Source organism: Geminisphaera colitermitum TAV2, assembly GCF_000171235.2.
Classification (GTDB): Bacteria; Verrucomicrobiota; Verrucomicrobiia; order Opitutales; family Opitutaceae; genus Geminisphaera; species Geminisphaera colitermitum.
Genome location: NZ_ABEA03000133.1, coordinates 18,446 through 31,814 on the forward strand (window position 1 = coordinate 18,446; position 13,369 = coordinate 31,814).

Annotated in this window: 11 protein-coding genes; 9 read left to right on the forward strand and 2 right to left on the reverse strand. The window is 61.8% G+C overall.

Translation table 11 applies throughout. The annotated features are described in order from the left end of the window. Positions 1-161: 161 nt before the first annotated feature. From pgk to OBACDRAFT_RS15810, 3 genes are all read left to right on the forward strand, one after another. Complete coding sequence (gene pgk, locus OBACDRAFT_RS15800) at positions 162-1,409, forward strand: phosphoglycerate kinase (RefSeq protein WP_043587251.1); 1,248 nt, start codon at positions 162-164, stop codon at positions 1,407-1,409. A gap of 139 nt (positions 1,410-1,548) precedes the next feature. Beyond that, positions 1,549-2,319, forward strand: coding sequence for a triose-phosphate isomerase (gene tpiA / locus OBACDRAFT_RS15805; protein WP_043587253.1), 771 nt, complete (start codon positions 1,549-1,551; stop codon positions 2,317-2,319). A gap of 522 nt (positions 2,320-2,841) precedes the next feature. Continuing rightward, complete coding sequence (locus tag OBACDRAFT_RS15810; protein WP_081722105.1) at positions 2,842-3,843, forward strand: formylglycine-generating enzyme family protein; 1,002 nt, start codon at positions 2,842-2,844, stop codon at positions 3,841-3,843. 1,050 nt (positions 3,844-4,893) lie between these two features. On the opposite strand, the gene OBACDRAFT_RS15815 is transcribed toward OBACDRAFT_RS15810, so the two are convergent. Continuing rightward, entirely contained in the window at positions 4,894-6,258 is a 1,365-nt protein-coding gene (locus OBACDRAFT_RS15815; protein WP_043587255.1) for a GH1 family beta-glucosidase, read from the reverse strand. Positions 6,259-6,363: 105 nt separating this feature from the next. Here OBACDRAFT_RS15815 and OBACDRAFT_RS15820 point away from each other — a divergent pair, with 105 nt between their 5' ends. The 5 genes from OBACDRAFT_RS15820 (at position 6,364) to OBACDRAFT_RS15840 (ending at position 10,503) form a co-directional block, all read left to right on the forward strand. Beyond that, complete coding sequence (locus tag OBACDRAFT_RS15820; protein ID WP_043587256.1) at positions 6,364-6,849, forward strand: rhodanese-like domain-containing protein; 486 nt, start codon at positions 6,364-6,366, stop codon at positions 6,847-6,849. Next, a complete protein-coding gene (locus tag OBACDRAFT_RS15825) occupies positions 6,846-7,316 on the forward strand; it encodes a MauE/DoxX family redox-associated membrane protein (RefSeq protein WP_232767228.1) in 471 nt (156 codons plus the stop codon). Before OBACDRAFT_RS15820 ends, OBACDRAFT_RS15825 begins: the two co-directional genes overlap by 4 nt. Positions 7,317-7,483: 167 nt before the next feature. After that, the gene (locus OBACDRAFT_RS26760; RefSeq protein ID WP_232767229.1) at positions 7,484-8,206 is read left to right on the forward strand and encodes an amidohydrolase family protein; all 723 of its coding nucleotides are present in this window, start codon (positions 7,484-7,486) and stop codon (positions 8,204-8,206) included. Between the two features lie 68 nt (positions 8,207-8,274). Further along, a complete protein-coding gene (locus OBACDRAFT_RS15835; RefSeq protein ID WP_043587260.1) occupies positions 8,275-9,681 on the forward strand; it encodes a class II fumarate hydratase in 1,407 nt (468 codons plus the stop codon). A 105-nt stretch (positions 9,682-9,786) separates the two neighbouring features. Next, the gene (locus OBACDRAFT_RS15840; protein WP_064501874.1) at positions 9,787-10,503 is read left to right on the forward strand and encodes an SGNH/GDSL hydrolase family protein; all 717 of its coding nucleotides are present in this window, start codon (positions 9,787-9,789) and stop codon (positions 10,501-10,503) included. A 135-nt stretch (positions 10,504-10,638) separates the two neighbouring features. On the opposite strand, the gene OBACDRAFT_RS15845 is transcribed toward OBACDRAFT_RS15840, so the two are convergent. Continuing rightward, complete coding sequence (locus tag OBACDRAFT_RS15845) at positions 10,639-11,250, reverse strand: Maf family protein (protein WP_043587264.1); 612 nt, start codon at positions 11,248-11,250, stop codon at positions 10,639-10,641. Positions 11,251-11,435: 185 nt separating this feature from the next. On the opposite strand from OBACDRAFT_RS15845, the gene OBACDRAFT_RS15850 reads away from it, so the two are divergent. Beyond that, positions 11,436-13,268, forward strand: coding sequence for an ATP-binding cassette domain-containing protein (locus tag OBACDRAFT_RS15850; RefSeq protein ID WP_043587266.1), 1,833 nt, complete (start codon positions 11,436-11,438; stop codon positions 13,266-13,268). Positions 13,269-13,369 lie beyond the last annotated feature (101 nt).

The following is a 13,369-nucleotide window of genomic DNA, read 5'->3' on the forward strand; positions in this document are numbered from 1 at the left end:
CGCCCAAACCATTGTCATACCCATTTCACTGAATATTCAGACAAAGCAGCAAAGGCGCAAAGACGCTAAGAAATTTCAGTTCTTTGCGTCTTTGCGCCTTCGCTGTTCAATCCAGTAAATTAGGATAATCAGGTATCAGAACCTCCCTTTCCCATCAGCCCATGTCGTACAAAACCATTCGTGATCTCAACCTCGCCGGCAAACGCGTGTTCATCCGCGTTGACTTCAACGTCCCTCAGGACAAAGCCACCGGCGCCATTACCAACAACCAGCGTATCGTTGCCGCGCTCCCCACGATCAAATACGCCCTCGAAAAAGGCGCCTCTGTCGTCCTTGCCAGCCACTTGGGCCGACCCGACGGCAAGAAAGCCGCCAAGTATTCCCTCAAGCCCGTCGCTGACGAACTCGCCAAGCTCCTCGGCAAACCCGTGAAATTCCTCGACGACTGCGTCGGTCCCGCCGTCGAAGCCGCCTGCGCTCCCGGCACGTTGAAGGCCGGTGACGTTGTCCTACTCGAAAACCTCCGCTTCCACATCGAGGAAGAAGGCAAGGTCAAGAACGAGGACGGCACCTCCACCAAGGCCGACAAAGCCGCCGTTGAAGCCTTCCGCGCCAGCCTCAGCAAACTCGGCGACGTTTACGTCAACGATGCTTTTGGCACCGCCCACCGCGCCCACTCGTCGATGGTCGGCGTCAACCTCCCCGCCAAGGCCGCCGGCGTCCTGATGGAAGCCGAACTCGCCGCCTTCGCCAAAGTGCTCGACAACCCGCAGCGCCCCCTCCTCGCCATCCTCGGCGGCGCGAAAATCGCGGACAAAATCCCCCTCATCAACAACCTCATCGAGAAAGCCAACGCCATCATCATCGGCGGCGGCATGGCCTTCACCTTCAAGAAGGTCATCAACAACATGGAAATCGGCAACAGCCTCTTCGACGCCGAAGGAGCCAAGCTCGTTCCCGAACTCGTTGCCAAAGCCAAGGCCAAGGGCGTGCAACTCGTCCTCCCCGTTGACTACGTCATTGCCGACAAATTTGCTCCCGACGCCGCCAGCAAAACCGCCGACGACGCCAGCGGCATCCCCGCCGGTTGGATGGGACTCGACATCGGACCCAAGTCCATCGCGCTCTTCACCGAGACGATCAAGGCCAGCAAGACCATCATCTGGAACGGACCCGCGGGTGTGTTCGAATTTGAAAAATTCGCCGCCGGCACCGCCGCGCAAGCCGCTGCCGTTGCCGCCGCCACCGCCTCTGGAGCCACGACTGTCGTGGGCGGAGGCGACACCGCCACTGCCGCGAAGAAATTCAAGGTCGCCGACAAAGTCAGCCACTGCTCCACCGGCGGCGGCGCGAGCCTCGAATTCCTCGAAGGCAAGGCCCTTCCCGGCGTCGTGTTTTTGGAATCCTGAAGATTCCAAAAACAAATTAAGAATTAAGAATTAAGAATTAAAAAACCAAGCCTCTGCAAACGAGAGCTTAACTTGATTCCAATTCCTGCTTCTTAATTCTTAATTTTTAACTCTTAATTCTTAATTCTTAATTTCATTTATGATCCTTCGCAAAAAACTCATCGCAGGTAATTGGAAGATGAACAAAACCTCCGCCGAAGCCACGCCGCTCGTGCAGGAGATTGTCGCCGCCGTCGGCAAACAGACCGACGTGGACGTCGTTGTTGGTCCTCCCTACACCGCGCTCGAATCCGCCGGCAAAGCCCTTGAAGGCTCCGTCGTCAAACTCAGCGCCCAGAACATGCACCCTGAAAAGAGCGGTGCCTACACCGGCGAAATCTCCGCCGAGATGCTGCGCAACCTCTACGTTACGCATGTGATCCTCGGCCACAGCGAACGCCGCACCTACTTCGCCGAGACCGACGCCTTCATTAACAAAAAAGTCCTCGCCGCCCTCAAGAATGAGCTCAAGCCCATCCTCTGCGTGGGCGAGACCCTCGCCGAGCGCGAAGGCAACCAGACCCTCAAGGTCGTGCAGACGCAGATCGAAGCCGGCCTCGAAGGTGTGACCAAGGAGCAGGCGCTCAACATCGTCATCGCTTACGAGCCCGTGTGGGCGATCGGCACCGGAAAAGTCGCCACCACCGAGCAGGCGCAGGAAGTGCATGCGTTCATCCGCAGCCTCCTCGTCAAACTCTTTGGCGACGCCATCGCGCAAAAAGTCCGCATCCTTTACGGCGGCTCGATGAAGCCCTCCAACGCTCCCGAGCTTCTCGCGCAAAAGGACATCGACGGCGGCCTCATTGGCGGCGCTTCGCTGGAAGCCCGCAGCTTTGTCGAACTGGTCACCGCCGCCGCGGCGATCAAGTAAAAGGCCCGCGTTCGTTAGCCGGTGGCGCGGCTACCCGTAGTGCAGGAGCGCCTGTAGCACAGGCGTCTCCGCCTGCCTAAAGCAGTTTCATTTAAGCTGTAGCCATCACCTATCTGATAGGGATGGCCTCGGGTAACTGTTTAGCGGGGGGGGGGGGGAGGGACATGCGGAAAAGGTTGGATTTGGCGCGGTAGCGCCTGGGAGCGCCGACATCCTGCCGGCATCGTGCTGATGGCAAAGTGGCGCGGGCGTCCCGCGTAGGGGCTTCGCTTGCGAAGCCCGCGTATGCAGGACGTGGCATCGAATGGCGTGCGCGGGCGTTTGGCAATACAGCAAAAGCCTTATAATTATATATAGTAAGTAGGTGATTCACCTGACATGTAGTGTATAAAGCGAGAAATATCTGAATAAAACGGTTGATAAAGAGGTGGGGGGAGGCAGAGTAGAGAGGCTGAACCGGTCGCGGCCAGATCCGTGACGGTGCAGATTCAACATCAACAGGATCATCAATAAACGACAGTTATGAGTATTCAAAATAATGATATGATAAGCGCAGGTCCGCTTTGGCGGGCGCTGCTCGTTCCCCTCGCGGGAGCGTTAATGACGCTGGAGGCCGTGACAACGGCCTTCGCCGCAACTCCAGGATCGCAGCTCATCACCATGCCGACCGTGACGGTGGGCGACATTGGCAACGTTGCCGATTCGACTGGCTTCGGTTCGGTGAGCTACGAGTATCAGATTGGGAAGTATGAGGTGACGAACGGGCAATATGCGGCGTTTTTGAATGCTGTGGATAGCACGGGTGCGAACACGTATAATCTCTACAACAGCAACATGAGTAGCAGCAGCTATGGAGGTATCACGTGGAACGGAACGTCCTACGTGGTGAAGGCGGGGTTCGACCTGAAGCCGATGAATTACGTATCATTTTACGATGCGGCGCGGTTCACGAACTGGCTGACGACCGGGGACACGGAGAACGGGCTGTACACGTTTGACGGAACGACGACTATCACGAGTTTTCCTGACCATGCGACGAGCACCGGCTGGGCAGTGGCGAGCGAGGACGAGTGGTATAAGGCAGCGTATTATGATCCGAATAAAGGAGGAGTCGGAGGCTATTGGGCATATCCGACGCAGAGCGATAGTATTAGTGGCGGTCAGGCTAATTATTATAATTCTGGTAATGGGAATGTCCCGATGGAGGTAGGAAGTTTTGCTTCGAACGCGTACGGGACATTCGATCAGGGGGGCAACGTGTGGGAGTGGAGTGATACGCTTATAAGCGGAACTGGCCGTGGGGTGCGTGGCGGCTCGTTCCTCAATACCGATACGACCCTCGCCTCTTCGGCCCGCGACGCCACCGCTCCCGCCCACGAGGTCCCCTACCTCGGATTTCGTGTCGTGTCGTTGTCCAGCCTTGACGGCCCCCAAGTGCCCGAGCCGAATGATATAGCGGCTATAATTGGAGTGTTGATGTTAGGAGTCGTTTTGATGAGAAAGGGGGGCCGCCGCACCCTTTAGGCTTTTACCCTTTTACCCTTTTACCCTTTATGAATGGACCCGCGAAAGCGGGGCCATTTCGGGGGGACTGGGGGGCTTGCCCCCCAGTGTTCTTTGAATCCGAAACCGGCGAAGCCGGTCGAAAAAAATTTTTAACCACGGAGGACACGGAGGAACACGGAGAAAAGGCAGGAAGGTTTTTGTAATTATAAAAGCTGACTTTTCTCGGTTTGAACCTCCGTGCCCTCCGTGTCCTCCGTGGTTTAAAAAAGCTCCGTGGTTAAAGAAACTTGGGGGTTCCGGGACACTTATGCCCGTGGGGTGCGTGGCGGCTCGTTCAACAATAACGATACGAACCTCGCCTCTTCGGCCCGCAACAACAACGATCCCGCTAACGAGAACAACAACCTCGGTTTTCGCGTTTCGTTGCTGTCCAGCCTTCGGAACAGGCGTCCAGCCTGGTTGGCCAGAACGACGTGTGGTGTGGCACGGACTAAATGCCGTGCTCGCTCACGCCGCCGTGCCGTTATCAGGAAGGCACCCGGCGCTCCCGCGCGGAGGAAAGAGGGGACACATGGCGACGAAGCGCAAGTCTCGTCCGCCCCCCTTCCGGCCTCCGGGCAAATAACACCCGTGCCCGGCTGCGGCTATGTAGGCGAGGCGACTCGCCCAACGACGCGGCCGGGCCTTCTTTTTTCAAGAAAACAAACCTTCAAACCTTTTAAACCACGGAGGACACGGAGGAACACGGAGAAAAGGCAGGAAGGTTTTTGTAATTATAAAAGCTGACTTTTCTCGGTTTGACCCTCCGTGCCCTCCGTGTCCTCAGTGGTTTAAAAACAAAGACGCAGAGGCGCAGAGAAAACTCATCTTGCTAAGTATAAGTGAATTGAAAATATTACATTTCCCTCCCTCTGCGTTCTCCACGCCTCTGCGTGAGACAAAATAAACCGACAATGCTCTAAGGGCTGTCATGCCTCCGGCGTGAAGACATCGGGCGCGGGTGCCCTCGCCACGCGCTGTCGCCGTCCTCCCCCCCCCTCCCCGCCACGGTTTGAGGGCTGGGTGTCGTCACACGATCCGGTTTTCCTGCATCACTCGGCTGTACCAGAGGGCGCTGGTCTTGGGCGTGCGCTTTTGTGTAGTGAAATCGCAATACACCACGCCAAAACGACGGTTGTAACCATCCTGCCACTCGAAGTTGTCCATGAACGACCACAGGAAATAGCCCTTGAGCGGCACGCCGTCGCCAATGGCGCGATGGACTTCCTTCAGGTAATTGCGCACGAGATCGCGCCGGTGCAGATCGTGAACCTCGCCCTTGACCGGCGGGAGGTCGTCGTATCCCGCGCCGTTTTCCGTGATGTAAACAGGGCCGACGTCGTAAATCTCGGCGGCATGACGCGGACCCCAGTAAATGGCTTGCGGCGCATGAGCCAGCCAAGGCGCGTCGGCGCGCGGATAGCCCGGCGGGAAGGGGAGTTGCTCAGGCTTGCCGCCCTTGCCGGCGCGCACGAAGTAACCGCTGTAGATGTTCTGCCCGAGGAAATCGGTGGGCAGTGAAATGAGTTCAAAATCCTTCTTCTGGAACTTGGCGGCGTCCTTGCCCGTAATGCGGCGATACGTGGCGGAGTAGTGGCCGCGGTAAATGGGATCGAGCACGCGGATGTTGTCGTTGATGAAGGCGGTGCGGGCGGCGGCGATGTCGCGCTCGGTCTCGGTGACGGGAATGGGCACCGTGGAGTTGTCGGTGAGGCCGACGCGCGCGCCGCGTCCGCCGTGTTCGCGGACGGCGCGCACGCCGTGTCCGTGGGCGAGGAGCGCGGTGTGGTAGGTCTGGTTGACCACGGCTTCGCTCTCCTTGGTGCCGGGCGCTTTCTCGCCGATGCCGTAGGCGAGCCGGGTGAAACACACGATCTCATTGAGCGTGATCCAGTTTTTCACGCGGCTGGAGAGGTTTTGGACAATAGTGTCGGCGTAGGTGGCGAAGGCGTCGGCGGTGGAGCGCACGCGCCAGCCGCCCTCGTCTTCGAGCGCCTGCGGCAGGTCCCAGTGGAACATCGTAACCCAGGGCGTGAGGCCGTGGTCGTGCATGGAGTCGAGCAGGCGTTTGTAGAAATCGAGTCCCTTTTGGTTCACCGCGCCTTTGCCCATGGGGAAGATGCGGGGCCAGGCGATGGAGAGGCGGTAGTGCTTCGCGCCGAGTCTGGCCATGAGTGCGAAGTCTTTTTTGTAAAGGTGGTAGTGATCGCAGGCGACGTCGAGGTTGTCACCATTGTGGACTGCGCCGGGCTGGCGGGCAAAGGTGTCCCAGATGGAGGGGCCTTTGTTGTCCTCGAAAGCGGCGCCTTCGATTTGGGGGGCTGCGGCGGCAAAGCCCCAGACGAAATTTTTCGGGAAGGCGAGCGGGCGGGTTTTGATGGCGTTGGTGCTCATGATGCGTGTGGAGGGTGTGATAAAACGTGCGGGAAAAGGAAAGCTTCTCTTCCGGCTCGCCAGCGGAGGCAGGTTGGCGAGGCTGGCAGGGTTTTTATTCTTTTGATGCGGTTACATCCCACATTTTGGCGATCATGGCGGCGCGCTGTCGGGCAGGGCGTCTTGCTGTTGCTGGTCGCCGTTCCGCCCGCCGTGCTGACCGCGTGGCTGCACCCGCGGAGTCCGGCGTGGCCGTCGGCGGCGTCGCAACCGGGCGAGGTGACGCTCGCGGAGTTGCGGAGGGCGCAGGGCGCGGACGCTTACGAAAACGTGCTCTGGGTCGATGCACGCCAGGCGGGGGCGTTCGCCGCCGGGCACATCCCGGGCGCGATCAACTTGAACGAAGACGACTGGGAGGGATTGCTGCCGGGGTTTGTCGAGCGGTGGGACGGCATGCAGTCCGTGGTCGTTTATTGCGACAGTTCGCTATGCGACGCGAGCCGTGCCGTGGCGGCGCGACTCAAACGCGAACTGGCCATCGGTGCCGACGCCCCCGGTTCTCCGGCGGTGCTGACGTTGAAAGGAGGGTGGGACGCATGGCTGGCGCGGTGAACAAGCAGGGCAGGGGAGGGGGGGGGGGAGTGCGCTGGTGGAGCGTATTGGCGGCGCGACTACTTGTTGGCGGACTGCTGCTGGTGGCGGGTGTTTTGAAGGTGGCTGATCCGACGCGCTTCGTCACCGAGATCGAGCGATACCGGTTGATCGGACCGCAATTGTCGTGGGCGGCCGGGCTCTACGTGCCGTGGGCCGAGATTGTGACGGGCGCGGTGTTGATTTTTGCGCCGGGCGCGTGGCGGCGGGCGGGCGCGTGGTGCGTGACGCTGGGGCTTTATGCGGCGTTTGCGGTTTTCATCGGGGCGGCGTGGTGGCGCGGTCTCGACATCACATGCGGTTGCTTTGGCGGTCTGGGCGCTCAATCCGCTTCGCCGGTCAATGCGCTGACCTTCGCCCGCAGTCTGGCGCTGCTCGCCGTGGCGGCGGTCGGCGCGTATCGGGAATGCTCGAATCATGACCATTGACGCGCACGTTCATCTTTATCCCGACGAGATCAACCGCGACCCGGCGGCGTGGGCGGCGGCGCAGGGCGAGCGGCATTGGGCGGTGCTTTGCACGCGTCGTCGGCGGACGCCCGGCGGTGTGCCGGTGCAGGATTTTCCATCGACCGACGAATTGCTGCGCGCGATGGATGCGGCGGGCGTCGAGCACGCCGTGCTTCAAGGCTGGTATTGGGAAAACATACCCAATTGCGCGATGCACAACCGGTTTTACGCCGGTTGCGTGCGTCGTCACCCGGACCGCTTCACGGCCTTTGCCACGATCCATCCGGGGGCGGGCGTCGAGGCCGTGGTCGCGGAGTTGCGGCGCGCACGCGACGAGGGACTGCAAGGACTCGGCGAATTGTCACCGTATTCCCAATACGCATCCCTCCCTCCCCCCCCCCCCCCCCTCCATCCTCGCGCATCCCGCGCTGGAGGCGGCTCTGGAGCTGGCGGCGGCGTGGGGCTGGCCTGTCAACCTGCACGTCACCGATCCGCAGGGCCGCCCGTATCCGGGGCGCGTGGACACGCCGCTCGCGGAGATCGGGGAGATGGCGCGGCGTTTCCCCGCGACGAAATTCGTGCTCGCGCACTGGGCGGGTGGGCTCGACGTGCGCGAGCTTCGTAATGTCTGGCTGGATACAGCCGCCGCGCCCCTGACCCACGGTGACGAGGCGTGGCGCATGATCGGGCGCACGTGCCGGGCGGAGCAGGTGATTTTTGGCTCCGACTTCCCGCTGCGCCTGCAACCGGCGCGCCCGGCGGCGGAGGGACTGGCGGCGTTTGCGGGCGGTCTGGAGCAGGCCGGCGCGCCTGCGGGCGTGCGCAGCGCGCACTGGCAAACGATGTGCGCAAAGCGACCGGGTGTTTGAGCGCGAATTTTTGCACTCTGCATTCGCAAGTCCGGGTGGACGCCATAGCTTGTGGACCTTCGCACATTATGAGAACCGAAAAAGACTCCATGGGCCCCATGCAGGTCCCCGACGATGCACTCTACGGCGCCTCCACCCAGCGCGCCGTGCTCAACTTCCCTGTCAGTGGACGCCCGCTGCCCGACGGGTTCATCCGCGGCATTGGCCTTGTGAAGCTCGCCTGCGCGCGCGCCAATGAGGAACTGGGCCGCCTCCCGCCCGAAAAATCGAAGCTCATCCAGCAAGCCGCGCGCGAGATCGCCGACGGCAAGCTCAACGCCCACTTCCCGGTCGATGTTTTCCAGACCGGCTCCGGCACCTCGACCAACATGAACGCCAACGAGGTGATTTCCAACCGCGCCAGCCAGATCGCGGGCCAGCCCGTTGGCTCCAAAAAACCGATACACCCCAACGACGACGTCAACCTCGGCCAGTCCTCCAACGACATCATCCCGACCGTTCTCCACGTCAGCGTGGCCCATGCGCTCCAGACTCATCTGCGCCCGGCCCTCGCGCATCTGCGCGACGCGCTCGACGCCAAGGCCTCCGCCTTCGCGCACATCGTCAAGATTGGCCGCACCCACCTGATGGACGCCACGCCTCTCACGCTCGGCCAGGAGTTTTCCGGCTACGCGGCGCAGGCCGCCAAGTCCGTCGAACGCGTGGACAAGGCGATCATCGCCCTGCTCGAACTCGCCATCGGCGGCACGGCGGTGGGCACCGGCATCAATTGCCACCCGGCGTTTCCCTCCGCCGTCATCCGCGTGCTCAACGAGGAAACCGGGCTCGCGTTCACCGAGGCTCGCAATCACTTCGAGGCGCAGGGCGGACGCGACGACGCCGTCGAGGTCGCGGGCCTGCTTGCCACCATCGCCGCCAGCCTCACCAAGATCGCCAACGACATTCGTCTGCTCGGCTCCGGCCCTCGCAGCGGACTCGGCGAACTCAAGCTTCCCGCCACGCAACCCGGCTCCTCGATCATGCCCGGCAAGGTCAACCCGGTGATGAGCGAGATGCTCGTGCAGGCGGCGATTTACACGCAAGGCCTCGCGCAAGTCGTCGTCATGGCCGGACGCGACGGGCACTTTGAACTCAACGTCACGATCCCGCTCATTGCGCAGGCGCTGCACGATTCGATTCATATTCTGGGCAATGCCGCCCGCCAGTTCGCCGACGCCTGCGTCGCCGGACTCGAAGCCGACGAAGCGCGTTGCAAGGAACTCGTTGATCGCTCGCTCATGCTCGTGACCGCGCTCAACCCGCACATCGGCTACGACAACGCCGCCGCCGTGGCCAAGGAGGCACTGGCGACGGGGAAGACGTTGCGCGAAGTTGTCCTTGAAAAACAACTACTGGACGCCGCCACGCTCGACGCCGCTCTGGAACCGATGTCGATGACCAAGCCCGGCGAAAGCTCTCTGGCCGGCGGCGGCTGAAGCGATTGCGGCGCCATATCAGTTAATTCAGTTGATTAGCAAAATCCTGTTGATCCGGACGGAAAAATTTTTCCTGTAGCTGGCCGCTGCATGAGAAAAAATACCATGATCTGTCTGCTTGGCATCCTGACGCTTACGGTGGGATGCGGAACCGCATTGCCGCAGGACCTCCACAACAGTGGAGCCGCTCCCCGCCAGTTCGCTGTCAGGCTTGCCGCCAAAGCCCGGCCGATCCGGGTGGCCTTTATCGGCGATGAGATCACCTCCGGCTACGGCGCCACGACCACCCTTGCCACCTACCATCGGCAGGTGGAGCTCATCTCGCGCAAGGAAATCAAATGCCTGAGCTACGCAGGCCAGGGCATGGCCGTTGGCAGGACTGCCAAACGCCCCTTCAAAAAAGACATCCTCCATGACTATTCCCTGACGACGAAGCCCGACCTCTACGTCATCATGCTCGGCGTCAACGATGCCGCGAATCCCCAATGGAGCCGCGACATGTTCAAGCGCGACTACCTCGAAATCATCCACGCTTACCAAAGCCTCGCCCACAAGCCGCGCGTCGTCCTCTGCCTCACGCCTTGGGTCCGTGAGCAAAACCCCTACAACGCGGATTGCGCCATTTTGAAGCAGGTCAATGCGACCATTGCGGAGATCGCCCGCGAAGCCGGCCTGCCGCTCATCGACATGTGGACGAAGACCGAAACGATCATGGCGGCCTCCACCGACGCCCAAGGTTATCCCACCAACGAGGCCCACTCCGAAATGGCGAACATCGTGTTCGCCGAGATCGGACAATACCGCTCCATCCGCACGTTGTAAGGGTCCCCCCCCCCCCACACACACACGCACACACACAACGGTGCAAAGCACCGCTTTTCCGGATGGCGCGGCTATGCCGCGTCTGGCGGGTCGGGAGACCCGCCCTCCTATAAAGTGCAGGCTGCGTAATATCAGTTAGTAATGCGGCGGGCGCTCTTGATGCGGTCCGGCGGCGCTGGAGCCAATCCCATGCCGGGCGAGGAGTTTTTGCAGCGTTTCGAGGGGCAGACCGATGACGTTGGAAAGGGAGCCGTCGCAGGAGGCAATGATGAGGTCGCCGTGCTCCTGAATGGCGTAGCCGCCGGCTTTATCGAGGGTGTGGACGCGGGCGAGGTAGGCATCGATGGCGGCCTCGTCGAGCGGCTTGAAAGTGACATGCGTGGACTCGCCGGCGTCGTCGCGGATTCCGCGCGCGTGGTGGCGGAGGGCAAGGCCGGTGAACACGGTGTGCGTGCGACCGGACAGACGGCGAAGCATGGCGCGGGCCTCGGCGGTGTCAGCGGGCTTGTTGAGGGCGTGTCCCTCGATGTAAACGGTGGTGTCGGCCCCCAGCACCCAGCGGTCGGGGTGACGTTCCGAGGCCCACTCGGCCTTGAGGGCGGCGTTGCGCGAGACCATCTCCCGCGGATCGAGCGCGGGGTCTTCGTGTTCGGTGACGTCGGCGACGATGACCTCAAACGGGATGCCGAGTTGGGCCAGAAGTTCGCGGCGGCGGGGCGAGGCGGAGGCAAGGATGAGGGAAATCATGAGGTGAGTAAGTTTATAACCGGGAGCTTCTAAAAATTGAACAGAAGGAAACGAAGACGAATTTCTTTGTACCTTTGTGTCTCTGTGGTTAATTCTGTCTGAGAAACAGCCGCTCTCCGGTTGGCTGCGTAACAATGGCAGGCTTGCACGGGGAGGGGGCTCGCGCTCATTTCTCACGGCTACAAATGGCGCTGCTTACCTTGCTCGATGTTTCTCATGCCTTCGGAGGGCCGCTTCTCCTCGATCACATCAATTTTCAGGTTGATCCGGGGGAACGCGTGTGCCTCGTCGGCCGCAACGGCGCGGGCAAGTCCACGCTCATGAAACTCATCGCGGGCGACATGAAACCCGACAAGGGCGAGATCTTTCGCCAGCCGGGCGCGCATTTTGCCCGCCTCACGCAGGAGATTCCCGCCGAGGTCAACCGGCCCGGCTCCGTGCACGATTTCGTGGCCGCCGGGCTGCGTCCCGCCTCCGCGCACGAGGAGGATTGGGAGCAGGAAATCCGCCTCGAACAACTCCTCGACCGCATGCAACTGCCCGCCGCCGCCGAGGTCGCCCAACTCTCCGGCGGACTCAAGCGCCGCGTGCTCCTGGCCCGCGCCCTGGCGAGCGCGCCCGACCTGCTCCTGCTCGACGAGCCGACCAATCATCTCGACCTCGCAAGCATCCTGTGGCTGGAGGAGTTTTTGCTGAACGAAAAGACCGGCCTCTTCTTCGTCACGCACGACCGCGCCTTCCTGCGCAAACTCGCGGGCCGCATCGTCGAACTTGATCGCGGCGTGCTCACCAACTGGGCATGTCCTTACGACACGTTTCTCGTCCGCCGTCAGGAACGTCTCGAAGCCGAGGAACGCCAGCAGGCCGCCACCGATAAAAAACTCGCGCAGGAGGAGGAGTGGGCGCGCCGTCAGCCGAGCGCGCGGCGGACGAAGGCCGTGGCCCGTCTTGAGCAGCTTGCCGCCCTGCGCGCCGAGCGTCGCAACCGTCGCGCCCGCACCGGCACGGCCACGATTCGCGTGACCACCGCCGCTGAGTCGGGCGTCAAGGTGATCGAGGCCGAAAACCTCTCCTTTGCCTGGCCCTCCGCGTCTGTCTCCCCCCTCCCCCCCCCCCCCCCGCCGCTCTTGCGCGACTTCACGGCCACCATCACGCGCGGCGACAAGATCGGCCTCATCGGCCCCAACGGCGCGGGCAAGACGACTTTCATCAAGCTCCTCCTCGGCCAGCTCCAGCCCACGGGCGGTATCCTGAAACACGGTACACAACTGGAGGTGGTTTACCTTGACCAGCTCCGCGCGCAGATCGACGACGCGAAATCCGTCGCCGACAACGTGGCCGATGGCAACACGACCGTCACCGTCGCGGGCAAAACGAAGCACGTCATCAGTTACCTTCAGGATTTTCTCTTCGAGCCCGAACGCGCCCGCACCCCCGCCCGCGTGCTTTCCGGCGGGGAGCGCAACCGGTTGTTGCTCGCCCGGCTTTTCACCAAGCCGGCCAACGTGCTTGTGCTCGACGAACCGACCAACGACCTCGACGCCGAGACGCTGGAGTTGCTGGAAAACCTGCTCGTGGAGTTTGATGGCACGTTGATCGTGGTGAGCCACGACCGCGCGTTTTTGGACGAGGTGGTGACGAGCGTTTACGTCTTCGAGGGCGAGGGCCGGGTGACTGAATATGTGGGCGGTTACAGCGACTGGCAGGCCGAACTGGCGCGCAAGCCCGCCGGGAGCGCCGAGTCCCAGCCTGGCATTCCCGGCGGCGCGCCCAGCCGGCGGGACGTCCGCGTTTCACGCAAGCTGACGAACAAGGAAAAGGCCGAACTGGCCGCCCTCCCCGGACGTATCGAAAAACTGGAGACGGAACAGGCGGAGTTGACGGCGCGGCTGGCCGACCCCGTTTTTTACCAACGCGAGCCGGGCGCGGCGGCGGCGGTGCGGGTTCGTCTTGAGGAGATCGAGGTCGAGCACGCCGCCGCCTTCGCGCGCTGGGAGGAATTGGAAGCGCTGGCGTGACGCCCGCATTCGGCGTAGGGGCTTCGCTTGCGAAGCCCGTGCCAGCCGGACGAAGTGACGATGCTCCAAGGTGTTCTCGGGCTTCGCAAGCGAAGCCCCTA